This window comes from Bacillus sp. MBGLi79, from assembly GCF_002953915.1.
In genome coordinates, this window is the sequence record NZ_CP026521.1 from 1,245,336 (window position 1) to 1,271,233 (window position 25,898).

A 25,898-nucleotide genomic window follows, 5' to 3' on the forward strand; every position below is an offset into this window, starting at 1 on the left:
TGCCTTTGGTAAGCACCTCATTTGTCAATAAAATGAAGACTTGTTTAATGCCTAACGATTCCTGCGATAAACACCTCATTTGACAATTTGCTTCATACATGAAGAATTCATCAAGTCAGTGAAGAGAAATGGTTTGAGCATTGGACATGTTTATTTTCTATCCAACTGTTTCTAAGACGTCTTTGACAAACACCTCATTTTTCAGTTGATATGCTTTTCCTCTACGACTATTATGATGTCCAAGACCCTGTCTCTTTATGACAGCAAATTCATCATTTGTTAAAAGGGAATTGTTTCAAATCAAGCCTTGTTTTTGGTACTATGAAGAAAAACACTATAAGGGGAGAAACTATGTCTCTGCTATCGGTAAATGACTTAACCGGCGGATATACAAGAAATCCGGTTTTGAAAAACGTATCATTCACCCTTGAACCGAATCAAATAGTCGGCTTAATCGGGCTGAATGGTGCTGGCAAAAGTACAACAATCAGACACATCATCGGGCTGATGGACCCGCATAAAGGTTCAATCGAATTAAACGGTAAAACCTTTGCTGAGGATCCGGAAGGCTACCGTTCACAATTCACCTATATACCAGAAACACCTGTTTTATATGAAGAACTGACTTTGATGGAGCATCTTGAATTGACAGCCATGGCATATGGCCTGTCAAAAGAAACGATGGAGAAAAGGCTGCCTCCGCTTTTAAAGGAATTCCGAATGGAAAAGAGATTGAAGTGGTTCCCGGCCCATTTTTCCAAAGGAATGAAGCAGAAGGTTATGATTATGTGCGCATTTTTGGCAGAGCCTGCGCTCTACATTATTGATGAGCCTTTTCTGGGGCTTGATCCGCTTGCCATTAACGCGCTGCTTGAGCGGATGAATGAAGCGAAAAAAGGCGGGGCGAGCGTGCTGATGTCAACGCACATTTTGGCAACGGCAGAACGCTATTGTGATTCGTTTATTATTTTACATAACGGCGAGGTGCGGGCGCGCGGCACGCTGTCAGAGCTCAGAGAGCAGTTTGGAATGAAAGACGCGGCGCTGGACGATTTGTATCTTGAGCTTACAAAGGAAGACGCTGGCCATGAATAATATGCTTGATATTTGGCAGTCGCGGCTGCAGGAGCATATCAAAGAAACAAGAACATACATGAAATATATGCTCAACGATCACCTCGTCATTGTTTTGATCTTTTTTCTAGCGGGCGCTGCAAGCTGGTACAGCAAATGGATACGGGACATCCCCGCTCACTTTCCATCCTTTTGGGTGATGGCCGTGCTGTTTTCGCTCGTGTTGACAAGCTCTTATGTGCGGACGCTTTTGAAGGAGGCTGACCTTGTTTTCTTATTGCCTCTTGAATCAAAAATGGAGCCTTACTTGAAGCAGGCGTTTGTCTACAGCTATGTGTCTCAGCTGTTTCCGCTGATTGCACTGAGCATCGTTGCGATGCCGCTTTATTTCGCAGTCACTCCGGAGGCTTCACTTGTTTCGTATGCCGCGGTCTTTGTCCAGCTTTTGCTGCTGAAAGCGTGGAATCAGGTGATGGAATGGCGCATGACCTTCCAAAACGACCGCAGCATGAAGCGGATGGATGTCATTATTCGCTTTGCGGCGAATACGCTCGTTCTTTATTTTGTTTTGCAATCTGTTTATATGTATGCGCTTCTTGTCTATGTCATTATGGCTGCTCTTTATCTGTATATGTCTTCGGCAGCAAAACGGAAAACGTTTAAATGGGAGAGCCATATCGAGTCCGAATTGAGACGCAAGCAGCGTTTCTATCGGATTGCCAACCTGTTCACTGATGTGCCGCATTTGCGAAAACAAGCGAAACGCAGAGCGTATCTTGACTTTTTGCTGCGGCTCGTGCCGTTTGAACAGCGCAAAACATTTGCCTATATGTTCACCCGCGCCTTTTTGCGGTCGAGTGATTATTTGGGTATTCTTGTCAGGTTAACGATCATTTTCGCGCTGATCATCATGTATGTCTCAGCCAGCCCGCTGATTGCAGGGGTTTTGACTGTGTTTGCCATTTTCATTACGGGTATTCAGCTTCTGCCGCTCTTCGGCCACTTTGACCATCTGGCGCTTCAAGAGCTGTACCCTGTGAAAAAAGAAACGAAGCTGAAAAGCTATTTCTCTCTATTAAAAACTGCACTTAGTGTTCAAGCGCTGCTGATGTCTGCTGCATCTGCCTATGCAGCCGGCTTGACCGGTTTTGTTTACGCGCTGATCGGTTCTGCCGTTCTGATTTTTGTTGTTCTGCCGTCTTATATGACAACCAGACTGAAAAAACATGGCAAGCTGTGAGCTTAAAAAAGGGGTAGTTAAATGACAGATAATCAGCTGATGCAGGAAGCCCTTCAATGGAAAATGCATTTTTTGCGAAAGGATTCCATGTTTGAACGCTTTTCGAAGCGTGTGCAAACGAAGGTGAATGAGCGGATTCCTGAAAAAATCCATTCGGTCGTCACTGAGAGCGTGAAAAAAATGGTGGAAGCGACGATGGCGGGCTCCAATATTATTACCTATAAGAAGGATACAAGCACACTTTCGCTAAGTGAAAAGAACGAACTGGCGAAAAAAACGATTGCTTCTTATCAGAAGGTGGCGGCTGCTGAGGGAGTCGGCACTGGAGCAGGCGGCATATTTTTAGGCATTGCCGATTTCCCGCTGCTGCTTTCTATTAAGATGAGGTGTTTATTTACTTTATCCTCAATATATGGCTTTGATGTGAAGGATGCACAAGAAAGAATGTTCCTGCTGCTCGTGTTTCAGCTTGCGTTTTCGAGTGATGATTGCCGAAAATCGCTTTTTTCTGTCATCGAAAATTGGGAGACGGAGAAAAAGAGCATCGACTGGAGAGTGTTCCAGCAGGAATATCGCGATTATATCGACGTCGTGAAGTTTTTTCAGCTATTGCCGGGCGTAGGAGCGGCAGTCGGCGGGATTGCCAATTATAAACTGCTGGCTCAGCTTGGTGAGACGGCAAGACACGTTTTTCATCTGAGGATAATAAAGGAAACAGCCGGAGAATAAACATTCCCGGCTGTTTTTTTATAGCTTATGATAGGTGATTGCAGCGCCTGCAAGGACCTTGGCTGCTGTCAGCATTGCTTTTTCATTAATATCAAATTTCGGATGGTGATGGGAATAGACCCGCTCTGGCTGTTCAAGAGCGGCACCTGTAAAGAAAAAAGTGCCTTTCACGTTTTGTAAGTAATAAGCAAAATCCTCGCCGCCCATTTGCGGTTCACCGGCAATGACCTGCTGAACACCCTCTATGTTTTTGGCGATGCTGGCCAAGTGGCTCGTTTCTGCAGGATGGTTCACAACCGCCGGATAGCCCCGTTCATAGTTGTACTCATAGGACGCGCTGTGCATACTGCAAACCCCTTTTACAACCGCTTCAATTTCTTTTTCCAGAATGTCTTGGACATTTTCATCAAAAGAACGTGCTGTACCGATGAGTACTGCTTGGTCTGCGATGACATTAAATGGATTGTCTGCGATAAAGGAGCCTGTCGAAATGACGGCGGATTGAATGGGATTGACCTTGCGGCTGACAATGTGCTGCAAAGAGGAAACGATTTGTGAACCGATCAGGACGGCGTCTTTTGTATCATGCGGATGAGCACCGTGGCCGCCCTTTCCGAGGACTTTAATCGTAAATCGGTCCGCCGCTGCCATTACGGCGCCGGGGCGGCAAAGAATGGTTCCGAGCGGTTCGGTTGCCCAAAGATGAGTGCCGAATATCACATCCACGTTTTCGAGACAGCCGTCATCAATCATTGGCTTTGCGCCTCCTGGATAATATTCTTCCGCATGCTGGTGGATCATCACAAAAGTTCCCTTCAGCTCATGTCTGTTTTGGTGAAGAACCTTGGCGACTGCGAGAAGAGCTGCCGTATGGCCGTCGTGGCCGCATGCGTGCATGACACCGGGCACTTTGGAGGCGTAAGGGACGTCTTTTTCATCTTGAATGGGGAGAGCGTCAAAGTCAGCCCGCAAAGCGACTGTAGGGCCTGGTTCGCTTCCTTCAATATATGCTAAAATCCCTCTGCCGCCGACATTCGTGCGGATTGGGACTCCTAGCGATTCATAATAGGAAGCAATAAATGCGGCGGTTTTTTCTTCTTGAAACGAGAGCTCCGGATACATATGGAAATGTCGCCTGATCTCAACCATTTCTTCAAAACAGCTGTCGAGCTGTTTGTTTATCTCTTTCTGCAGTGTGGATATGGACAAAGCCGCTTCCCCCTTTTCTATGCTTTTCCATGATTGTATAGGAAAATTCTGAAAACTTCAACTTACGCTGTTTTAAAGCATCATCACGGCTGCGATTGTTGTCACGAAAAGGCCAATCGCGACGGGAATGAAGTTTTTTCTGGCTAATTCAAATGGATCAACTTTGCAAATGGCCGCAGCGGGAATCAACGCCCATGGGACCAGTGTGCCTCCCCCCACCCAAATGGCGGAGATTTGTCCGAGTGCGGTCAGGACGGCGGGGTCGGCATGGAGAGCGGACGAAAAGAGCTTTGCAATGGAGCCGGCGAGAGAAATGCCTGAAAATCCGGAGCCGTCGAGGCCTGTTATGGCTCCAGCGGCAGTTAATGCAGCGGCGGCAAGCTCCTTTGACATAGGCATCATATGGGATAAAGCAATGCCGAGATCGTTGACAATGCCGTGGGAACCTTTAGGGAGTGAAGCGCCTATTATGCGTTCATAGCCTGAGTCCCCAAGATAAAAAAAAGCGGCAATCGGGATGACGGGGCCGAAAACCTTAAAACCGAACTTAAACCCGTCAATAAAATAGCCGGTGATTTTTTCAAGCCCTTTATGCTTATACACGAGAAAATGAACGGTTAGGAGGATACAGATTGCAGACCCGCCAATTAACGCGGTTGCATCATTTCCCTGCAGGTTAAACAAGAGCATGCAGGCAATATCAGCAAGAAAGACAAGCGGAATGAAAAAAGCCAGAATGGACCGCATGCGTTTTGGCAAGTACAGTGAGTTGTCTTGTTCGCCGGAAAAAACGGGGGAAAAAGAAGCGGGATGCTCCTGTTTTCTGTGCTCGCGCTGAATCATGATAAAGGCAGCGGTTGTTGTTGTCACACCCATAATCAGCACAAGCGGAATGCTGGCCGAGACGACATCACCCACTGGAATGCCTGCTGCATCCGCAGTCAGCTTTGGCGCCGCCTGAATGACAAAGTCTCCTGACAGGGCAAAACCATGTCCGAATAAGTTCATGGCCATGGCTGCTGCAAGAGGCGTCAAACCGGCGCGTGCGGCTGCCGGGAGCAGGACGGCGCCGATCAAAGCGACACCCGGAGAAGGCCAGAAGAAGAGAGAAATGGCGAACATCAGGCCTCCAATCAGCCAGTAGGCAGTCACGGGCCCTTTCACAAGGCTTGTAAAGGGAGAAATCATCGCTTCATTTATCCCTGTTTTTGTTAATAAATCACTCATCGAAACGATAAAGCAAATGATGAAAATCGTGGGCAGCAGTTCGCCGGCCGCATAGATAAAGCTGTGGAACAAGCTGCTGACAGAAGCTGAAAGTGAATGGCTGGCCCATAGCGATATGATAAAAATGCCGAATAAGGAAATAAAGGTCGTATCTTTCCGCAGCAGCATAAATAGGATAATCGCCCCGATAAACAACACGTACAGAACATGGATAGGCAAAATCCCGACTTCCATCATTAATCACTCCTTCCGCTTCCTACAGATTATTCATAGGCGGGCGGAAGGTGCGGGACAGAAGTCTGGGTTATGATGGAAGATCAGCATTGATACGTTTCAGCTGTTCAGTTAAAACATGCTTTAACACTTTTTTCGCTTTTTGCTGTTGCGCTGGGCAGCAATCAGGAGAAAACATAACAGAACCGTCAGCAAGCCACTGTTTTCTGTAGGCGATGATGCTTTCCGCAGGTTCTAAATATGAACCATCCTCGTGCTGCATCTCGTACCCGTCAATCCCTTAAACCTGCAGACTGGGCAAGGATGCTTCATTTTGCTTTTCTCCCAATAAATAAGCTGCCGGACATGCCGGCAGCTATTCGACAGCGAAATATGTGGTGACGTACGAAGGCCGGGAGAAGATCGACGTCGTGTCAATTCCGGCAGACGTGCCACGTTTTTTGTGGGCTTCCTTGTAAGAACCGGACTGCTGCCAGTCTTGAAAGGCACTTTCCGTTTCCCACAATGTCAGAATGACATAGGTGTCACTGTCAAGCGGACGGAGCACTCGAATTGCTTCAAAGCCAGGCTCATTTTCAACTTTTCCCGTTCTGTTTTTAAATCTGTTTTCAAACAGCGGACGCCCTTCCTGTGTGACGGCAATATTGTTCAATACTGCAAAACCGGGATGCTTGATCTCTCCGACTTGGTCAATGACTTCATAAGCATGTGGTGCCTGGAAAACGGTATCTCCGTTTGTTTCATGAATCAAAATCGCGTTTTCCTGCCCCTGCATCAAAAGGATATGCTCTGAGGGATGCTTCTCAACGATCTTTTTTAAAAAATCGGCTGTCCCATATGTAATATAAACCTTCATATCAGCCACCTCCTGCTTGCTAGTATACCAAAACAATGGTATAAGTTTCTATTGGCGAGTGCTTCGAACATAATTCCAAACAATTTTTCCCATACTACCCTTAGAAAGGCGAGGTGAGTTCATGTTTAAGATAAAGAAAAAGAAACTTTTTATACCTATCATTATTTTAGTGTTAACTGCTTTTCTCGCTTTAATAGGATATATTTCAATTATTTTTCTCGGGCATTATGTCATAGATGAAAAGAAGCTGATACTTCATGCCTCTTCAAAAATTGTTGATCAAAACGGCGATGAGGTTGCAAGCCTGTATACAGAAAATCGCGAGCCGGTTTCGATCAATGAGATTCCCAAGCAAGTCAGAGAAGCGTTTATCGCTGTTGAGGATAAAAGATTCTATGAGCATCACGGCATTGATGCGAAATCTGTCGGAAGGGCAGTGTACCGCGATATATTAGCAGGCGGAAAGGTGGAAGGCGGAAGCACAATCACCCAGCAGCTTGCCAAAAATATTTTTTTGACACATGACAAAACGTTTCTAAGAAAAACAAAAGAAGTGATCATTGCGATCAATCTTGAACGGGATTACAGCAAGGACAAGCTGCTTGAAATGTATTTGAACCAGCTTTACTTTGGACATGGGGTCTACGGCATACAAGCGGCGTCCCACTATTATTTTAATAAAGAAGTAAAAGATTTGACTGTATCTGAAGGCGCTGTTTTGGCCGCTATTCCAAAGGCGCCTTCTACGTACTCTCCGATTTTGCACCCTGATAAAAGTAAGGAGCGGCGTGATACAATTCTAGGTATGATGAATGACCAAGGCTATATTAGTGCGAAGGAGGCTGTCACCGCGCAGGGCCGGACGCTTGGGCTGCACGTGAAGAAACAGTCGGAAACACCTTGGTTTGACAGTTACATTGACCTTGTGATCAAAGAGGCAGAAGACAAGTATTCGATTTCCGGAGAGCAGCTTCTTCAAGGCGGATACACGATCAAGGTGCCGCTTGATTCGAAGCTGCAGAAGACGGCTTATCAGGTGATGAAAGAGGGAAGCTATTATCCCGGAACAGATCAGAATGCCGAGGGCAGCGCGGTCTTTATTAATAACAAGACAGGTGGTGTAGAAGCGGCCATCGGCGGAAGGGATTACACATCCAAAGGATATAACCGTGTCACAGCTGTCCGCCAGCCGGGTTCCACATTTAAGCCGCTCGCAGTATACGGACCGGCGATGCAGGAAAAGAAATTTAAGCCGTATTCTCTATTGAAGGATGAGTTGCAGTCCTACGGAGATTATACGCCGAAAAACTACGACAGCCGGTATGAGGGCGAAGTCACTATGTCTGATGCCATTACGTATAGCAAAAACGCGCCGGCTGTCTGGACGCTGAATGAGATCGGCGTCGAAACAGGAAAATCTTATTTGAAAGCAAACGGCATTGATATCCCTGATGAAGGCCTTGCTCTTGCTCTAGGCGGCTTGGAAAAAGGCGTTTCACCACTCCAGCTTGCCGGCGCGTTTCATACATTTGCCGCGAATGGAACGTATACTGAACCGTTCTTTATCTCAAGCATAATAGATGAAGACGGAGAAACAATAACCGATCATAAAGGAGAAGGAAAACGGGTATTCAGCAAGCAGACGTCCTGGAATATGACAAGAATGCTGCAGCAGGTAGTCAAAAAAGGAACGGCCACGTCTGGCATCTATCACGGCGATCTGGCGGGAAAAACAGGTTCTACAACTTATACAGGCGTCTCCGGCGCGACAAAGGACGCCTGGTTTGCAGGCTATACGCCGAAAATAACCGGGGCAGTCTGGATGGGCTATGACAAAACGGACCGAAATCATTATTTAACATCCGGGAGCTCATACCCGACGCGGCTGTTTAAGGATATTTTGACACAGGCAGGAGAAACCGGTGCTGTGTTCACAAAGCCTAAAAACGTCAAAGAACTGGAAAGTCCGATTGAGCTGAAGCCGGTCAAAACACTCACAGCCGATTACACATTTAAAGCAGCGGGACTCTTTACTATTGAATTAAAGTGGGACGCCCAAGAGGATGATCGGGTTGTATACAGAATTTATGTAAACAAGGACGGAAAGGAGACGCTTCTTGATTCGGTTGAAGGGAAGGGGAGCTATGAAATCCCTTATGCCAACTTGTTTTCGGGCGCGTCTTATAAAATTGTGCCTTATAATTCACAGACAAAAAGAGAAGGGGAAGGAACCGATTACGTTCAGCCGAAATTGTTTTCCTCTTAATGGAATTCGGCGATTTTTTGAACTTTGAGCTTCATTTCTATACCATTTGCCTAAAACAAGGTATAGTGTAATAAGTCAAGAAATACGAACGTATGGTTGCAGTATGAAAGGTGGAAATCAGATGAGTAAACGAGAAACGTTTAACGAGACGTTTTTAAAAGCTGCGCGGGGAGAAAAAGCGGATCACACGCCTGTGTGGTATATGAGACAAGCAGGGCGCTCACAGCCGGAATACCGCAAGCTGAAGGAAAAATACGGATTGTTTGAGATCACCCATCAGCCCGAACTTTGTGCGTATGTCACAAGACTGCCGGTTGAGCAATACGGAGTCGATGCTGCAATCCTATATAAAGATATCATGACTCCGCTTCCGTCAATTGGTGTGGATGTTGAAATCAAAAACGGGATCGGTCCTGTGATTGATCAGCCAATCCGGTCTCTGGCGGACATTGAAAAACTCGGCCAGATTGATCCGGAACAGGACGTGCCGTACGTGCTTGAGACGATTAAACTGCTTGTCAATGAGCAGCTGAACGTCCCGCTCATCGGTTTCTCAGGTGCGCCTTTTACGCTTGCCAGCTATATGATCGAAGGCGGCCCATCTAAAAATTACAATAAAACAAAAGCCTTCATGTACAGCATGCCGGATGCATGGAATCTGCTGATGTCCAAGCTTGCCGACATGATCATTGTGTATGTGAAAGCGCAGATTAAAGCAGGCGCAAAAGCGATTCAAATCTTTGATTCGTGGGTCGGCGCGCTGAATCAGGCTGATTACAGAACATATATCAAACCCGTGATGAACCGGATCTTTTCAGAGCTTGCCGGGGAGAATGTGCCGCTGATCATGTTTGGCGTTGGTGCAAGCCATCTGGCGGGAGACTGGCATGACCTTCCTCTCGATGTTGTCGGGCTGGATTGGAGACTCAGCATTGATGAAGCCAGATCAAAAGGAATCACCAAAACAGTGCAAGGCAACCTGGACCCGTCCATTTTGCTTGCGCCATGGGACGTCATTGAGAAGAAAACGGCGGCAATACTTGCTCAAGGAATGAAATCGGACAACTTCATTTTCAACCTGGGACACGGGGTATTTCCAGACGTCAGTCCTGAGGTTTTGAAAAAACTGACAGCATTTGTCCATAAATATTCACAAAACAAGAAAATGGGTCAATATTCCTAAGCATATCTTTTGGTATCATGATGATATCCTGTCAAAATGTTTGTATCAGATCATTAAAGAGGGTGTAAACAGTGAGTAGAAAGAAAATGGGGCTTCTCGTGATGGCGTACGGCACGCCTTATAAAGAAGAAGATATCGAACGTTATTATACACATATCAGAAGAGGCAGAAAGCCTGAACCTGAAATGCTTCAAGATTTGAAAGACAGATACGAAGCAATTGGCGGCATTTCACCGCTTGCCAAAATCACAGAAGAGCAGGCACATAATCTGGAACAGCACTTGAATGAGATTCAGGACGAGATTACGTTTAAAGCGTATATCGGACTGAAGCATATCGAGCCATTTATTGAAGACGCTGTAGCAGAGATGCATAAAGACGGCATTACAGAAGCAGTCAGCATCGTGCTGGCGCCGCATTTCTCCACGTTCAGCGTTCAGTCCTATAATAAGCGTGCCAAAGAAGAGGCTGAAAAACTCGGCGGTTTAACGATTACGTCTGTTGAAAGCTGGTACGATGAACCGAAGTTCGTGACATATTGGGTTGACCGAGTGAAGGAAACATATGCGTCAATGCCTGAGGATGAAAGAGAAAACGCGATGCTCATCGTATCCGCGCACAGTCTGCCGGAAAAAATCAAAGAATTTGGAGAGCCTTATCCGGACCAGCTTCATGAATCGGCGAAATTGATTGCTGAAGGCGCAGGCGTTTCCGAATATGCTGTCGGCTGGCAAAGTGAAGGGAACACGCCTGATCCATGGCTGGGACCTGATGTTCAGGATTTAACTCGCGATTTATTTGAACAAAAAGGCTATCAAGCGTTTGTATATGTTCCTGTCGGGTTTGTCGCGGATCACTTAGAAGTGCTTTATGATAATGATTATGAATGCAAAGTGGTTACAGACGATATCGGCGCAAGCTATTACCGGCCGGAAATGCCGAATGCCAAGCCTGAGTTTATTGATGCTTTGGCAACAGTCGTATTAAAAAAATTAGGACGTTAAAGAAGGCGATGAACATGAGTGACGGAAAAAAACATGTAGTCATCATCGGCGGCGGCATTACCGGTTTAGCCGCCGCCTTCTATATGGAAAAAGAAATCAAAGAAAAGAATCTGCCGCTTGAGCTGACACTTGTTGAGGCAAGTCCGAGAGTCGGCGGAAAAATCCAGACTGTCAAGAAAGACGGCTATATCATCGAAAGAGGGCCAGACTCATTTCTGGAACGGAAGAAAAGCGCCCCGCAGCTTGTTAAAGATTTAGGTCTTGAGCATTTGCTTGTCAACAATGCGACCGGACAATCCTATGTGCTTGTAAACCGCACCCTGCATCCAATGCCGAAGGGCGCTGTAATGGGGATACCGACAAAAATTGCGCCGTTTGTATCTACGGGTCTGTTTTCCTTGTCCGGTAAGGCGAGAGCTGCTATGGATTTCATCCTGCCTGCAAGCAAAACAAAGGATGATCAGTCATTGGGAGAATTCTTCCGCAGACGTGTCGGAGATGAAGTGGTCGAGAACTTAATCGAGCCGCTTCTATCAGGGATCTATGCAGGCGACATTGATAAGCTCAGCCTGATGTCGACATTCCCGCAGTTTTACCAGACGGAACAAAAGCATAGAAGCCTGATTCTCGGCATGAAAAAAACAAGGCCTCAAGGCTCAGGCCAGCAGCTGACGGCAAAGAAACAAGGACAGTTCCAGACTCTGTCAACCGGATTGCAAACCCTTGTTGAAGAGATCGAAAAGCAATTAAAGCTGACGAAGGTGTATAAAGGCACAAAAGTGACCAAGCTCAGCCGTGGCGGCTCTGGCTACTCGCTTGAACTGGATAACGGTGTCACACTTGATGCTGATTCAGTAATTGTGACTGCTCCGCATAAAGCGGCTGCGGGAATGCTTTCTGAGCTCACTGCTATTTCCCATTTGAAAAATATGCACTCCACATCCGTGGCAAACGTCGCTTTAGGCTTCCCGGAAGGCGCCGTCCAAATGGAGCATGAGGGAACGGGCTTTGTCATTTCGAGAAACAGTGATTTTGCGATCACAGCCTGTACGTGGACGAACAAAAAATGGCCGCATGCAGCGCCGGAAGGCAAAACGCTGCTTCGGGCATATGTCGGAAAAGCCGGAGACGAATCGATTGTCGATCTATCAGATAATGACATTATCAACATTGTGTTAGAAGACTTAAAGAAAGTCATGAACATAAACGGCGAACCGGAAATGACATGTGTCACCCGATGGCATGAAAGCATGCCGCAGTATCATGTCGGCCATAAGCAGCGCATCAAGGAACTGCGTGAATCACTGGCAGCCGCATATCCGGGTGTTTATATGACAGGCGCTTCTTTTGAAGGTGTCGGAATACCCGACTGCATTGATCAAGGAAAAGCTGCCGTGTCTGACGCGCTTACCTATTTATTCAGCTAAAATCTCCGCCATAAAGCGGAGGTTTTTTTGTGCTGTGCGATGGCAATATTGTGTAAAAAAATGATTGAATTGAGCAGCAGGTTATGATACATTTGCATATGTACTTAATGACTAAAATGTTCAAACGGTCAGTTTTGGGGTGATATACGATGTCAATAGATCGAAAAAAGCTCATTTTGGAGGCGGCTACAAAGTCTTTCACGCAGTTCGGGTATAAAGCGACGACCATGGACCTTGTCGCAAAGCTTGCGAATGTGGGGAAGGGAACCATTTATACATTTTTTAAAAACAAAGAAGAGCTGTTTGACGAGATTTTCACAACTTTATTGAAGGAAATGAAGCAAAAAGCGGATGAAGCGATGGAGCCGAACCTTCCGTTCCATGAAAATGTGCACAGAGCGCTGTTTGCCATTCTGGAGTTCAGGAAAACACATCAGCTGACGATTAAGATTTTCCAAGAGAATGCCGAGATTGGTACAATGGCAGTTCAGGAAGTGATCCAGAAAATGGAGCGAGCCATACTGTCTTATATCAAAAGTAAGATTGAAGACGGGATTAAAAGCGGCGCAATCAAGCCGTGCGATCCTGAACTGACGGCCTTTGTGATGTTGAAGCTTTATATCGCGCTCATTTTTGACTGGGAAAAACAACATCCCCCGCTTGATAAAGAGACAATTGCGGAACTGCTTGAATTGTATGTTGTCAATGGATTGTCAGCCAACTAGATAATCCTTTCTCTTTGCAAGAAAATGACCATTTTTCATGATGAGTCAGTTTTAGAATGGAGGCATCAGGATGAACACAATACGAAGTCAGTGGAAAGACATCGTAACAAGTAAAAAACTATTGATTCCCATCATCGCCATTTTGTTTGTTCCGCTTATTTACAGCGGCGTATTCTTAAAGGCTTATTGGGACCCGTACGGCACAGTTGACCAGCTGCCTGTCGTAGTCGTCAACCAAGATGAGGGCGCAACGTATGAAGGAGAAAAACTTCAAATCGGTGATGATCTGGTCAAAGAATTAAAGGATAATAAAAACTTTGATTGGCATTTTTCCAATGATCTAGACCAATCGTTAAAGGACTTATTAAATCAAAAATATTATTTAGTTGTCGAGATTCCTGAGGATTTTTCTAAGAATGCCAGCACTGTGTTGGACAAAAATCCGAAAAAATTGGATCTGAAATACCATACAAATGCCGGTTCCAACTATGTAGGGGCAACGATCGGCGAAAAAGCGATTGATAAACTGAAAGCCTCTGTGTCTAAAGAAGTGACCGAGCAATATACGAAAGTTATTTTTGATAACTTTAAAGATATCGCAAAAGGGCTGAGCGACGCGAGCAGCGGCGCGAAAAAAATTGATGACGGCACAAAGGATGCGAAAAACGGAAGCGCCCAGCTGAAAGAAAATCTGGCGAAGCTGAAGGAAAGCACCGCTACCATCAGTGACAAAACAGCGCAGCTTGCAGATGGAGCGGCTCAGGTGACGAGCGGCATCCAATCACTTGACAGCTCTCTCGGTAAATTCCAGGACAGCAGCAACCAGATTTATGATAAATCTGGTCAGCTTGCAGCAGGATCAGGCAAGCTGACGGGCAAACTAAATGAACTGAATGCCGGCCTTCAAAAGGTGCAGCAGGGCTTACCTGATCTTACAAACGGGCTGAATCAGCTCAACAGTAAAGCACAAGAAGAGTCGGAGAAAGCAGCAAAAGCGGAAAAACTCATAAATGCGCTCGATTTAACACAGCTTGAAACAGCTGTGAACAATCTGGAAAAGTCAGAAACTGCGATGAAGGAATTTAAAAAACAGCTGTCTGACTTTGAAAACAGCTTGAAAAACCGTGATCAGGCATTCAAAAATCTCATCAACTCGAGTGATTTCTTAACAGCGGAGCAAAAAAGCCAGCTGATCAATTCTGTTGAAAAGCAGCTTCCGCAAGTTGATGCGCCTGATTTTGATGAAATTTTAAGTGGGCTTCCTACAGCTGATCAGCTGCCTGACATCGCAACGATAAAAAGCTCATTGGAAGATGTGAAAGCGGAGGTTGCCCAGGTGAAGGCATTGCCGGAAGCTACCTCTAAGCTTTATAACGGCGCAAAAGCCACTCAAGACGCGATTGACCAATTATCTGCTGGATCTGAGAAAATATACAATGCGTCACAGCAGGTGACAGATGGCCAAAATAAATTGACAGCCGGCATTGGTGAATATAATAAGCAGTTCGCAAAAGCAAAAGCGGGCTCAGAGCAATTGGTGACAGGAAGCAGCCAAGTATCCGGCGGATTGTTTAAGCTGTTAGACGGGTCTAAACAGGTCCAAAGCGGATCATCAAAACTGGCAGACGGGTCTGCATCACTTGATACAGGCTTAGGCAAGCTATTGGACGGCACAGGGGAGCTGTCTAATAAGCTGAAGGATGCGGCAGATCAAACAGGAGATATCGACGCTGATGATCAAACATACGGCATGTTTGCGGATCCGGTGAAAACCAAAGATGATGCCATTCATTCCGTTCCTAACTATGGAACAGGGCTGACACCTTATATCCTGTCAATGGGCTTATATGTCGGCGGCATCATGCTGACGGTTGTCTTCCCGCTGAAGGAGGCGTCAGGACGTCCGAGAAACGGTTTTGAGTGGTTCTTCAGCAAATTCAATGTCATGATGCTTGTTGGAATCATTCAATCGCTGATTGTGGCGACAGTTCTTCTATTGGGAATTGGGCTCGAGGTAGAGAGCACGTGGAGATTTTACGTGTTTACGATTATTACGAGTCTCGCTTTCCTAGCGATGATTCAATTTTTGGCCACAACAATGGGCAACCCGGGACGTTTTATCGCAGTCATTATTTTAGTGCTGCAGCTGGGAGCAAGCGGAGGAACCTTCCCGCTTGAATTGCTTCCGAATTTCTATCAGGTCATCCACGGCGCATTGCCGATGACCTACAGCATTAACGGATTCAGAGCGGTCATTTCAAACGGGGACTTTGGCTACATGTGGCAGATGGCCGGCGTCTTAATCGGCATCGCTCTCGTTATGATTATCTTAAGCATTACCTACTTTACAGTGTTAAGCCGGAAGGAAAAAACATCGGAAGAACAGCCGGCTTCATAAAGAAAAAGAACTTGTTTCCTTGGAAACAAGTTCTTTTTTTGTTACATTCCCCATCTAATAAGCAATCCTGTATAGGTTAATCCGCCGCCAAATCCGAAAAGCATCACGGTTTGGTCTTTTTTCAGCTTCCCTGCTTTTACTGCGAGATCAAGCGCCAAAACAATGGAGACCGAAGACGTGTTTCCATAGTATTCAACACTAGTGAGCGTTTTTTCAATCGGGAACGGTGTTTTTTCACAAATTGACTCGATCATGCGCAAGTTGGCGCTGTGAGGAACAAACCAATCGAGACCATCAGAGCTGAGTCCTGCTTTATGTAAAAGCCGTTCAAATTCGCCAGGGATCGTTCTTACGGCCCATTTATATACTTCGCGGCCGTTTTGGACCATTTTCCCGGAGCCAGCAAGCTCCACACCGTTTATTTCATTTCGCAGTCCGGCACGATACAAAATATCGCCTCCGTTCCCGCTTGTTCCTTGGACAGACGCAAGAAATCCTGGCGTCTCTTCCTCTCGTTCCACTAACAGCGCACCCGCGGCGTCACCGAACAGAACGCATGTCGTTCGATCGGTATAATCCGTTACCTTTGACAATGTCTCCCCGGCGATGACGAGAATTTTTTGATGAAGGCCGGATGTGATCAATCCATTTGCCAAATGAAGACCGTATGTCAGTCCGGCGCACGTCGCATTAATATCCAGCGCGCCGGTGTTTTCCCAGCCGAAATATTCCTGTACGCGGCATGCCGTACTCGGAAAGGCGTAATCGGATGTTGTTGTGGCAACGAGGATCATATCGACATCATCAAGTGTGCCTTTATAGCGGCTCTTGAGGTCCTTCACTGCTTCGATGCATAAATCAGAGGTAAACTGCTGTTCATCTGCAATCCGGCGTTCTCTCATGCCTGTACGCTGAACGATCCATTCATCAGATGTATCAACGATCTTTTCTAAATCAACATTGGTTAAGCGTCTGCTCGGCGCATATGTGCCGATAGCTGTAATTTTTGCTTTTGACATATGAATCACTCCTTATGGCTAGATTATAACACTAGATATTAGTATCTGGTACTAAAAAGAAGGTTTTTTGATAAAAAAAGAGAAGTGTAGGATAGGGAAGCTATGAAATAGAAAAAGGAGGCTGAAAAATGGTCAGTCAAGAAGCAGTAGTCTTTTTGGCGTTATCCGGGGCTATTGCGTTTCTGTTGCCGATCGGGCTGATTGTGTGGTTTAAGCGGAAATATGGCGCCTCGCTTAAAGTGTTCTTTATTGGCGCTCTTACGTTTTTTGTCTTCGCTCAGCTGCTGGAAGGCGGCGTTCATCTGTATGTACTGCAAGTGAATGAAGTGACGAAAGAAGCGATGCAACATCCATTGTGGTATGGCATTTACGGCTGTTTGATGGCCGGCATTTTTGAGGAGTGCGGAAGGTATTTGATGATGCGATTTTTTATGAAGCGCCATCATACTTGGGCGGATGGCCTGGCTTTCGGTGCAGGCCATGGCGGGCTTGAAGCCATCCTGATTACAGGCTTGTCCTCTATCTCACTTATTGTATACGCATTTGCTATCAATAGCGGGACGTTTGAACAGCTTTTGGTCAATGGCGACGTCAAACAGGCGCTTTTGCCGATACAGGAGCAGCTGTTGCATACCCCTTCGTATGAATGGCTGCTGGGCGGAATAGAAAGAATCAGCGCCATTGCTGTCCAAATCGGGCTGTCGCTGCTAGTCCTGTACGCGGTTAAAAGCCGCCGGCCGCTGTTTTTGCTGTATTCTATTCTTTTACATGCACTGTTTAATGTCCCGGCGGTTTTATATCAAAGAGGAATCGTAGAGCATGCCGCTGCTGTTGAAATCATTGTTGCTTTTATAGCTGCTTTATCAGTGTATTGGATTGTAAAAGCAAAAAGGGTGTTTCAATAAAAGGTCCAAGCAGCAGCAATGCCCGCTTGGAAAAATGTGAATGGAAATATTCATTAAGCATGGGTCATCAGAATATTTCTGATTCAGTCTTTAGCAATGACAGCAAGAATGTCTGTGTTTTTTACAAGAGAAACAATGGTGTTTCTTTTTCTTCTTCTCGCAAGGGTCATGGCATTCTTTCTTTTTCTTGCAATGGCCATGGAAATCTTTATCGAACCACTCGTCAAAGAACCAAAAATCATCGAACCAATCGTGACAACGACATTTCTGTTCATGTGAATGACGACAGCACATAGAAATCCCTCCTCTTCCCATGCTCTCTACAGCATATGAGAGATTGATAGGAAAAGATTGGACGGGTCCCTCGGGAAAAGAGTATATTTTAAGTAGAAAATAAAAGGAGGAATGCCCTATGACGTCCGTACGTAAAACGATGGAGCTCATTAAAGAACTGGTATCGATCCCAAGCCCGACAGGAAATACATATGAGGTAATCAATTATATTGAAAGCCTTTTAAAAGAATGGAAGGTAGAAACGGTTCGGAACCACAAGGGCGGCTTACTTGCAACGCTTCCAGGACGCGACACATCCCGGCATCGCATGCTGACGGCGCACGTTGACACCCTCGGCGCTATGGTGAAGGAAATTAAAGCGGACGGCCGGCTGAAAATCGACTTAATCGGCGGGTTCCGCTACAACTCGATTGAGGGGGAGTATTGCCAAATTGAAACCGCCTCAGGAAAAACGTACACAGGCACCATTTTAATGCATCAAACGTCTGTGCACGTATACAAAGACGCAGGAAAGGCCGAGCGGAATCAAGAGAATATGGAGATCCGCCTAGATGAACCTGTTCACTGCCGAAAAGATACGGAGGAGCTTGGCATTGGTGTCGGAGACTTTGTGTCGTTTGATCCCCGTGTCGAGATCACATCAAGCGGATTTATTAAATCGCGCCATTTGGATGACAAAGCAAGCGTCGCCTTATTGCTCCGCTTAATTCATCAAATTCAAACAGAAGACATTGAACTGCCGTATACAACCCATTTTCTTATTTCCAATAATGAAGAAATCGGATACGGCGGAAATTCGAATATTCCTCCTGAAACGGTCGAATATTTGGCGGTTGATATGGGAGCTATCGGAGACGGACAGGCCACAGATGAATATTCAGTATCAATCTGTGTGAAGGATGCGAGCGGGCCGTATCATTACCAGCTGAGAAAGCATTTAGTTCAATTAGCCGAGAAGCATCATATTGACTATAAGCTTGATATCTATCCGTACTATGGGTCTGATGCGTCAGCAGCGATCAAATCCGGGCATGATATTGTGCATGGCCTCATCGGGCCGGGAATTGACGCTTCCCATGCATTTGAACGCACCCATAAATCATCTCTTCGCCATACCGCTAAGCTTCTGTATTACTATGTACAGTCACAAATGGTATAAGGGGGAAGGGTGAATGAAGATTTATAAGCTGAAAAGCACATTCGGCTGGGAAGGTGATGACGGGCTGGGAGAACAGCTGATTCAGCAGATCATTGCCGGAGAAAAAACAGCCACGTGCGCGCCGAGATCATTATATTCAAAAGATGAATTGAGGGACGTTTATCAAACAGCTGGTCAGCTTGTTACCGTTTATGATAAACATGACAATCCAAGATGCAATATAAAAGTGACAGACGTCTTTGAAACCACCTTTGGTGCGCCTGATATGAGGTTAGTCAAAGGAGAGGGCAATGGAGACCGAATTGACGAATTTCAAAAGGATCATCGGATGGCTTGGGCGGAGCTGATTAAAAACGGTGACCTGGAGCTGAATGAAGATACGGTTTTGATTACAGAGCTGTTTGAGCTTGTTCAAGACTAAAAAAGCCTGCGGGGATAAGAATCCCGCAGGCTTTTCATTAACCGGAAATGGTTGCGTTTTGCTCTGTTTTCGATTGGGACATAACAGCTTCTGCTTTCGCAGGGTTAAACATGCCTTCCCATTTAGACATCACAACAGCAGCAAGCGCGTTACCAGTCAGGTTGACAACTGTACGTGCCATATCCATGATACGGTCTACGCCGGCAATAAAGGCAAGTCCCTCAGCCGGAACGCCGATGGTGCCAAGCGTCGCAAGCAAGACAACAAAAGAAGTGCCAGGCACGGCAGCCATCCCTTTAGATGTCACCATTAAGACAAGCACAAGCGTAATTTGGTGCCAAATTGTCAAATCAATTCCGTATACCTGTGCCAAAAACAGCGCGGCAATGGATTGATAGAGAACGGAACCGTCTAAGTTAAACGTATATCCGATCGGAATCACAAATGAAACAATGCCTTTCGGGCATCCGATTTTCTCCATTTTTTCCATGATGCGCGGAAGAACCGTTTCAGAGCTTGATGTACTGAACGCCAGTAAGATCTCATCCTTCATGTAAGCAAGGAATTTGAAGATGCTGATGCCGGCCATTTTTGCGACAATTCCAAATACGACAATTAAGAAGAAAGCAAGTGCGACATACACCAATCCGACGAGCTTTCCGAGAGAGATAAGAGAACCGAGCCCGAATTTAGACACAGTCACTCCGATAAGCGCGAAAACGCCGAACGGCGCCACTTTCATCACAAGGTTTACAACGTGGAACATGGCATGGGATACGCCTTCAAAAAAGGCTAATACAGGCTTGCCGCGTTCGCCGATCGCGGAAATACCCAATGCAAATAGTACTGTAAAGCAGATGATGGCTAGAAGATCCCCTTCGACCAACGACTGGAAGAAGTTTGTCGGCACAATATGGAGGAATGTTTCCGCCACTGATTTATTACTTTGTTCTTTTTCGGTTTCAACATATTGACTGATGTCCGATTTTTGAGCTTCGTGTATATTAACTCCTGTACCCGGATGGAAGATGTTTGCAAGGGCTAGTCCGAGAATAATGGCAAAAGTCGTGATGATCTCGAAGTACAGAATCGTTCTGAAGCCTAGTTTACCGACTTGCTTTCCATTTCCTGCACCGGCTACACCGATGATTAAGCTGGAGACAACAATAGGAATCACTATCATTTTGATTAAGCGTAAAAAGAGATCCCCAATTGGCTGCAGGTAAGTAGGCAATGCTGGGTTGCCATACCAAATGACGCCAACAATAACACCTAGAATAAGTCCAACGAATATTTGTGTGGCTAATCCAAACTTAATTCTTTTCATAGATTACCTCCCAAAAAACAAAGTATCAACATATATCATGAATAGACATATATTTAATCTCACTATTAGATCAAATTATAATAGATAAGAAATGAATTCGTCTACAGTAAATTATATTTCGAAAATAAAGAATATTCAGTGATGGCGCGATAATCACCAGAATTATCTAAAATCGGGTGAGCTTTGACCTAACCTGACTATTATTTCAAAATTAAGATATGTGTGAATAAATAAGAAAATCCCACGCGCAGGGCGTGGGATTTTTGCTTATGACAAATCATTTACTTTTATGCAGTTATTGCAGATATTACCATAGCACTCATGCTGCTCTTCTATCTTTTTTCCGCATTCCGCGCACTTTTTCGAAGGCAGGTTTCTAAAAAATTCTGTGATTTTTCCCAGCATAACCAATCCCTCTTTCCCCTTTGTAGTGACTTCATTGTAATATAACAGATTGTAAAAATCAATAACTGTTTTGATACAATATTTAAAACATGCTTTTTTCAAGAAAAATGGGTATATTGAAGGAGGAACAATTTTCTTGAAAAGATAGGAGGACATTATGAAAGTTACAGTTATCGGATGCTATGGCGGTTTCCCGGCCGCAAATGAAGCGACGTCAGGCTATTTATTTCAGTCAGGTGATTACTCTCTGCTTGTCGATTGCGGCAGTGCCGTATTGTCTAAGCTGTTCGGCTATGTGCCGGCGGAAAAGCTGGATGCGGTCGTTCTGTCTCATTATCACCATGACCATATTGCTGATATCGGGCCGCTGCAATTTGCCAAGCAAGTCGGTTCGTTTCTCGGCAAAGGAGAGCATACGCTTCCGATTTACGGACATGATGCTGATATAGAACAGTTTCAAAAGCTTACATATAAAACACATACGAAAGGCATTGCCTATCAGCCGGATCAGCCGCTGACTGCCGGTCCGTTTACGATCACATTTTTAAAAACGATTCACCCGGTGACGTGTTATGCCATGCGGATTACTGACGGCAGCCACACTGTCGTTTATACTGCTGATTCCAGCTATCAGGATTCATTTATTCCGTTTTCGAAAGATGCTGATTTGCTGATCTCAGAATGTAATTTTTATGCGGATCAAGACGGGACAAGCGCAGGCCATATGAACAGCCTGGAAGCCGGACGCATTGCAAAAGAAGCCGGGGCTGGAGAGCTGCTGCTGACACATTTGCCGCATTTTGGCGTGCATGACAATCTTCGCAAAGAAGCGAAAACCGTTTTTAACGGTGAAGTGAATATTGCGAAATCAGGTTTTGTGTGGGAAGGATAAAGGAGGAGCACCATGTTATTTATAGACAATCAAAATATCAATGATCCGCGGATCAATCTTGCTATCGAGGAGTACTGTGTCAAGCATTTAGACCCTGAACAGCAGTATTTGCTTTTTTATGTGAATCAACCGTCTATTATCATTGGGAAAAACCAAAATACAATAGAAGAAATCAATACAAAATATGTAGAGGAAAACGGGATTATCGTCGTCCGCCGTTTATCAGGCGGGGGCGCTGTGTACCATGATCTGGGGAACTTGAACTTCAGCTTTATCACCAAGGATGACGGGGACAGCTTTCATAACTTTAAAAAGTTCACTGAGCCGGTGATTCAGGCGTTACATCAACTCGGGGTTGAAGCGGAATTAAGCGGCCGGAACGACATTGTAGTGGATGGCCGGAAAATATCCGGAAACGCCCAGTTTGCAACGAAAGGCCGTATTTTCAGCCACGGCACCCTCATGTTTGATTCAGCCATTGATCATGTTGTGTCAGCATTAAAGGTGAAAAAGGATAAAATTGAATCAAAAGGCATCAAATCGATCAGAAGCCGAGTGGCAAACATCAGTGAGTTTCTCGATGATAAAATGACCACCGAAGAATTCCGCAGCCATTTGCTTCGCCATATTTTTAACACAAACGACATTGGAAACGTGCCGGAGTATAAGCTGACAGAAAAAGATTGGGAGACCATCCATCAAATTTCGAAAGAGCGCTATCAGAATTGGGATTGGAACTACGGCCGCTCACCGAAATTTAACCTTAATCATTCGAAACGTTATCCGGTTGGGTCGATCGATTTGCGCCTGGAAGTCAAGAAAGGCAAAATTGAGGACTGCAAAATCTTCGGAGATTTCTTCGGTGTCGGTGATGTATCTGATATTGAAAACCTGCTGGTCGGAAAACAATACGAACGGAGTGTCATCGCTGAGGTGCTCGAAGATGTGAATCTCAAGCATTACTTTGGGAACATTACGAAAGAGGATTTCCTTGATCTGATTTATTAAGGCAAAGCACTTCGTTTGAAAGAGCGGTTGTGTGTTTGAAAGAATGGAGGCAGGAGGGATTCAGATGAAAGTGTTTTTAATCGGAGCGAACGGACAAATCGGGCAAAGACTCGTCTCTTTATTCCGGGATCATCCTGATCATTCCATTAGAGCGATGGTCAGAAAAGAAGAACAGAAAGCGTCTCTCGAAGCTGCCGGTGCAGAAGCTGTGCTTGCGAATCTGGAGGGCAGCCCCGAAGAAATCGCCGCCGCGGCAAAAGGCTGCGACGCCATCATTTTCACAGCGGGTTCCGGCGGCAGCACAGGCTATGATAAAACGCTGCTGGTGGATCTTGATGGAGCGGCAAAAGCCATTGAAGCGGCGGACATTGCCGGAATCAAAAGGTTTATTATGGTCAGCGCCCTTCAAGCCCATAACCGTGAAAATTGGAATGAGGCACTCAAACCTTATTATGTGGCCAAGCATTATGCCGATAAAATTTTGGAAGCAAGCGGTTTAACCTATACGATTATCCGTCCGGGAGGCCTTCGCAACGAGCCTGGAACGGGAACTGTTTCAGCTGCGAAGGATCTGGAGCGGGGTTATATTTCCCGTGATGACGTTGCAAAAACGGTCATTGCCTCTTTAGATGAAAACAATACGGAAAATCGGGCCTTTGATCTGACAGAAGGAGATACGCCGATTGCCGAAGCATTGAAGAAACTATGACTGAACTGACACTCGGGGCTTTTTGCTCTTGAGTGTTTTTTTCTGTTTCTCTATAATGGAGGAGAAAGCTTGGCTTCAATAATGAATGACTATTCATTCACTTTAAGGGGTGGGAGAATGAATCTTGTTTCAAAATTGGAAGAAACAGCATCTGAGAAGCCCGACAGCATCGCATGCAGGTTTAAGGATCACATGATGACGTATCAAGAGCTGAATGAACAAATTCAGCGATTTGCGGACGGCCTTCAGGAAGCCGGTATGGAGAAAGGGGACCATCTAGCTTTGCTGCTTGGCAACTCGCCTGATTTTATCATCGCGTTTTTTGGTGCTTTAAAAGCCGGGATCGTGGTTGTTCCCATCAATCCGTTGTACACGCCGACAGAAATTGGTTATATGCTGACAAATGGCGATGTAAAGGCGATCGTGGGCGTTAGCCAGCTTTTGCCGCTTTATGAGAGCATGCATGAATCGCTGCCAAAGGTTGAGCTCGTCATTTTATGCCATACGGGAGAGGCTGAGCCGGAAGCCGCGGACCCAGAGGTCAGGATGAAAATGACAACGTTTGCAAAAATAGTGCGGCCGACATCTGCCGCTAAACAAAACCAAGAGCTTGCTCCTGATGATACCGCGGTTATTTTATATACGTCAGGAACGACTGGAAAACCGAAAGGCGCAATGCTGACTCATCAGAATTTGTACAGCAATGCCAACGATGTCGCAGGTTATTTGGGAATGGATGAGAAGGACAATGTGGTTTGTGCTCTTCCCATGTTTCACGTGTTTTGTTTAACTGTCTGCATGAATGCACCGCTGATGAGCGGCGCAACTGTCTTGATTGAGCCTCAATTCAGTCCGGCATCTGTTTTTAAACTTGTTAAGCAGCAGCAGGCGACCATTTTTGCCGGTGTTCCTACGATGTATAATTACTTGTTTCAGCATGAGAATGGAAAAGAGGATGATTTTTCTTCCATCCGGCTTTGCATTTCGGGGGGAGCGGCCATGCCAGTCGCATTGCTGACGGCATTTGAAGAAAAATTCGGCGTTACCATTTTGGAAGGCTACGGGCTCTCGGAAGCATCACCTGTCACATGCTTTAACCCGTTTGACAGGGGCAGAAAGCCGGGCTCCATCGGGACAAGTATCTTACATGTCGAAAACAAGGTCGTAGATCCGCTCGGACGCGAGCTGCCCGCTCACCAGGTCGGCGAATTGATCGTAAAAGGACCCAATGTGATGAAGGGCTACTATAAAATGCCGATGGAAACAGAGCATGCGTTAAAAGATGGTTGGCTTTATACGGGGGACTTGGCAAGACGGGATGAGGACGGCTATTTTTACATTGTTGACCGGAAAAAAGACATGATCATTGTAGGAGGATACAATGTGTATCCGCGGGAAGTGGAGGAGGTGCTGTACAGACACCCGGACGTCAAGGAGGCCGTTGTCATCGGCGTGCCGGACGCCCAAAGCGGGGAAGCGGTAAAGGGATATGTGGTACCGAAACGTTCTGGCATAACAGAAGAGGACATCATGCAGCACTGTGAAAAGCATCTGGCGAAATACAAGCGGCCTGCCGCCATTACGTTTCTTGACGACATTCCGAAAAATGCGACGGGGAAAATGCTCAGACGGGCGCTAAGAGATATTTTGCCTCAATAAAATGAAAAAGCGAAGCAGCTAGCTTCGCTTTTTCATTTTCAATCCTTTGCTTCTTTTTTCATAATGTTTAGCAGCGCCTTTGTATCGTTTTTGCTTAATTTGTAGTATGTGCCATCCTTCAAAAATACGGCTTGCTGGCTGCCGTCAATCCATAGCCTGAATGAGTCGTACCGGTCTTTATGAAACTTGATTGTCCCTTCGTAATCAGGGGCTGATGTTTTTTCTTGCTTCACCTGTTTTCCCTGATTCATAATGTCCAGCATATCTTTGACGTGCTGCCTTTTTTCAATCTTAATATCTTCCTGGCCGCTTGAAGACAGTGTGATCAAATCCGCGTCTACCGATTGATACACATCGCCTGACCGGCTGTAAAGATAGAAAAATGCAATAAACACAAGACCGATTACCACGATGGCTGCCACTATTTTTTTCATTTACATCACTCCAAACATTGTTAGTTTTCCCAGCGATCGGGCTTTCCATGCTTAAAAGGATGGAAAAGTGCGGAACACTGCTTGGTTCTAAGAA

General features: G+C 45.7%; 23 protein-coding genes and 1 pseudogene. 16 read left to right on the forward strand and 8 right to left on the reverse strand.

The genetic code is table 11. From position 1 onward, the window contains the following. The first annotated feature begins 351 nt into the window (after positions 1-351). From ecsA to C1T29_RS06255, 3 genes are read left to right on the forward strand one after another with little or no spacing between them, the layout of a single operon-like run. Positions 352-1,095 (forward strand): ABC transporter ATP-binding protein EcsA, encoded by a 744-nt coding sequence (gene ecsA / locus C1T29_RS06245; RefSeq protein ID WP_014663403.1) that lies wholly within the window; start codon positions 352-354, stop codon positions 1,093-1,095. Beyond that, positions 1,088-2,314, forward strand: coding sequence for an ABC transporter permease EcsB (gene ecsB / locus C1T29_RS06250; protein ID WP_095432702.1), 1,227 nt, complete (start codon positions 1,088-1,090; stop codon positions 2,312-2,314). Before ecsA ends, ecsB begins: the two co-directional genes overlap by 8 nt. A 21-nt stretch (positions 2,315-2,335) precedes the next feature. Next, positions 2,336-3,043 carry an EcsC family protein gene (locus C1T29_RS06255; protein ID WP_095432701.1) on the forward strand — a complete coding sequence of 236 codons (708 nt, stop codon included), beginning with the start codon at positions 2,336-2,338 and terminating at the stop codon, positions 3,041-3,043. Positions 3,044-3,061: 18 nt separating this feature from the next. Here C1T29_RS06255 and sndC read toward each other — a convergent pair whose 3' ends face one another. The 4 genes and pseudogenes from sndC to hmoB form a co-directional block, all read right to left on the reverse strand. Beyond that, positions 3,062-4,252, reverse strand: a complete 1,191-nt coding sequence (gene sndC, locus C1T29_RS06260) for an N-acetyl amino acid acetylase SndC (RefSeq protein ID WP_095432700.1) — start codon at positions 4,250-4,252, stop codon at positions 3,062-3,064. A gap of 72 nt (positions 4,253-4,324) precedes the next feature. After that, a complete protein-coding gene (locus C1T29_RS06265) occupies positions 4,325-5,716 on the reverse strand; it encodes a hypothetical protein (RefSeq protein ID WP_095432699.1) in 1,392 nt (463 codons plus the stop codon). 67 nt (positions 5,717-5,783) lie between these two features. Beyond that, positions 5,784-6,025: pseudogene (locus tag C1T29_RS06270) on the reverse strand (hypothetical protein). A 43-nt stretch (positions 6,026-6,068) separates the two neighbouring features. Further along, the gene (gene hmoB / locus C1T29_RS06275; protein ID WP_103748952.1) at positions 6,069-6,569 is read right to left on the reverse strand and encodes a heme-degrading oxygenase HmoB; all 501 of its coding nucleotides are present in this window, start codon (positions 6,567-6,569) and stop codon (positions 6,069-6,071) included. Between the two features lie 121 nt (positions 6,570-6,690). On the opposite strand from hmoB, the gene C1T29_RS06280 reads away from it, so the two are divergent. The 6 genes from C1T29_RS06280 to C1T29_RS06305 all read left to right on the forward strand — a co-directional run bounded on the left by C1T29_RS06280 (position 6,691) and on the right by C1T29_RS06305 (position 15,572). Next, positions 6,691-8,835: a transglycosylase domain-containing protein gene (locus tag C1T29_RS06280; protein WP_103748951.1), complete on the forward strand. Its 2,145-nt coding sequence runs from the start codon at positions 6,691-6,693 to the stop codon at positions 8,833-8,835. Positions 8,836-8,956: 121 nt separating this feature from the next. Continuing rightward, positions 8,957-10,018, forward strand: a complete 1,062-nt coding sequence (hemE, locus tag C1T29_RS06285; protein WP_103748950.1) for a uroporphyrinogen decarboxylase — start codon at positions 8,957-8,959, stop codon at positions 10,016-10,018. 71 nt (positions 10,019-10,089) lie between these two features. Next, positions 10,090-11,022 (forward strand): ferrochelatase, encoded by a 933-nt coding sequence (gene hemH, locus C1T29_RS06290; RefSeq protein WP_103748949.1) that lies wholly within the window; start codon positions 10,090-10,092, stop codon positions 11,020-11,022. A gap of 14 nt (positions 11,023-11,036) precedes the next feature. Further along, positions 11,037-12,449, forward strand: coding sequence for a protoporphyrinogen oxidase (gene hemY / locus C1T29_RS06295; protein WP_095432697.1), 1,413 nt, complete (start codon positions 11,037-11,039; stop codon positions 12,447-12,449). 149 nt (positions 12,450-12,598) lie between these two features. Continuing rightward, positions 12,599-13,174: a TetR/AcrR family transcriptional regulator gene (locus C1T29_RS06300; protein ID WP_021479630.1), complete on the forward strand. Its 576-nt coding sequence runs from the start codon at positions 12,599-12,601 to the stop codon at positions 13,172-13,174. Positions 13,175-13,244: 70 nt separating this feature from the next. Next, a complete protein-coding gene (locus tag C1T29_RS06305) occupies positions 13,245-15,572 on the forward strand; it encodes a YhgE/Pip domain-containing protein (RefSeq protein ID WP_095432696.1) in 2,328 nt (775 codons plus the stop codon). 41 nt (positions 15,573-15,613) lie between these two features. On the opposite strand, the gene fabHB is transcribed toward C1T29_RS06305, so the two are convergent. Then, complete coding sequence (fabHB, locus tag C1T29_RS06310) at positions 15,614-16,591, reverse strand: beta-ketoacyl-ACP synthase III FabHB (protein ID WP_103748948.1); 978 nt, start codon at positions 16,589-16,591, stop codon at positions 15,614-15,616. A gap of 128 nt (positions 16,592-16,719) precedes the next feature. Between fabHB and C1T29_RS06315 the strand changes: the two genes are divergently transcribed. From C1T29_RS06315 to C1T29_RS06325, 3 genes are all read left to right on the forward strand, one after another. Next, entirely contained in the window at positions 16,720-17,496 is a 777-nt protein-coding gene (locus tag C1T29_RS06315) for a YhfC family intramembrane metalloprotease (RefSeq protein ID WP_095432694.1), read from the forward strand. Positions 17,497-17,908: 412 nt separating this feature from the next. Further along, the gene (locus C1T29_RS06320; protein ID WP_014663420.1) at positions 17,909-18,949 is read left to right on the forward strand and encodes a M42 family metallopeptidase; all 1,041 of its coding nucleotides are present in this window, start codon (positions 17,909-17,911) and stop codon (positions 18,947-18,949) included. 13 nt (positions 18,950-18,962) lie between these two features. After that, on the forward strand, positions 18,963-19,370 hold the full coding sequence (locus C1T29_RS06325) for an ASCH domain-containing protein (RefSeq protein ID WP_014663421.1): 408 nt from the start codon (positions 18,963-18,965) through the stop codon (positions 19,368-19,370). 37 nt (positions 19,371-19,407) lie between these two features. Here C1T29_RS06325 and gltT read toward each other — a convergent pair whose 3' ends face one another. Together gltT and yhfH are read right to left on the reverse strand one after the other, a co-directional pair. After that, positions 19,408-20,697 carry a glutamate/proton symporter GltT gene (gene gltT, locus C1T29_RS06330; RefSeq protein ID WP_014663422.1) on the reverse strand — a complete coding sequence of 430 codons (1,290 nt, stop codon included), beginning with the start codon at positions 20,695-20,697 and terminating at the stop codon, positions 19,408-19,410. A 267-nt stretch (positions 20,698-20,964) separates the two neighbouring features. Then, positions 20,965-21,102, reverse strand: a complete 138-nt coding sequence (gene yhfH, locus C1T29_RS06335) for a protein YhfH (RefSeq protein ID WP_052438181.1) — start codon at positions 21,100-21,102, stop codon at positions 20,965-20,967. 157 nt (positions 21,103-21,259) lie between these two features. On the opposite strand from yhfH, the gene C1T29_RS06340 reads away from it, so the two are divergent. From C1T29_RS06340 to lcfB, 4 genes are all read left to right on the forward strand, one after another. Then, on the forward strand, positions 21,260-21,994 hold the full coding sequence (locus tag C1T29_RS06340; protein ID WP_003233185.1) for an MBL fold metallo-hydrolase: 735 nt from the start codon (positions 21,260-21,262) through the stop codon (positions 21,992-21,994). A gap of 12 nt (positions 21,995-22,006) precedes the next feature. Continuing rightward, positions 22,007-23,002: a lipoate--protein ligase gene (gene lplJ / locus C1T29_RS06345; RefSeq protein WP_014663424.1), complete on the forward strand. Its 996-nt coding sequence runs from the start codon at positions 22,007-22,009 to the stop codon at positions 23,000-23,002. 64 nt (positions 23,003-23,066) lie between these two features. Further along, complete coding sequence (locus C1T29_RS06350; protein WP_071582277.1) at positions 23,067-23,711, forward strand: SDR family oxidoreductase; 645 nt, start codon at positions 23,067-23,069, stop codon at positions 23,709-23,711. 117 nt (positions 23,712-23,828) lie between these two features. Next, positions 23,829-25,370, forward strand: a complete 1,542-nt coding sequence (lcfB, locus tag C1T29_RS06355; protein WP_071582276.1) for a long-chain-fatty-acid--CoA ligase LcfB — start codon at positions 23,829-23,831, stop codon at positions 25,368-25,370. 38 nt (positions 25,371-25,408) lie between these two features. On the opposite strand, the gene C1T29_RS06360 is transcribed toward lcfB, so the two are convergent. Continuing rightward, a complete protein-coding gene (locus tag C1T29_RS06360; RefSeq protein ID WP_071582275.1) occupies positions 25,409-25,804 on the reverse strand; it encodes a YhfM domain-containing protein in 396 nt (131 codons plus the stop codon). Positions 25,805-25,898 lie beyond the last annotated feature (94 nt).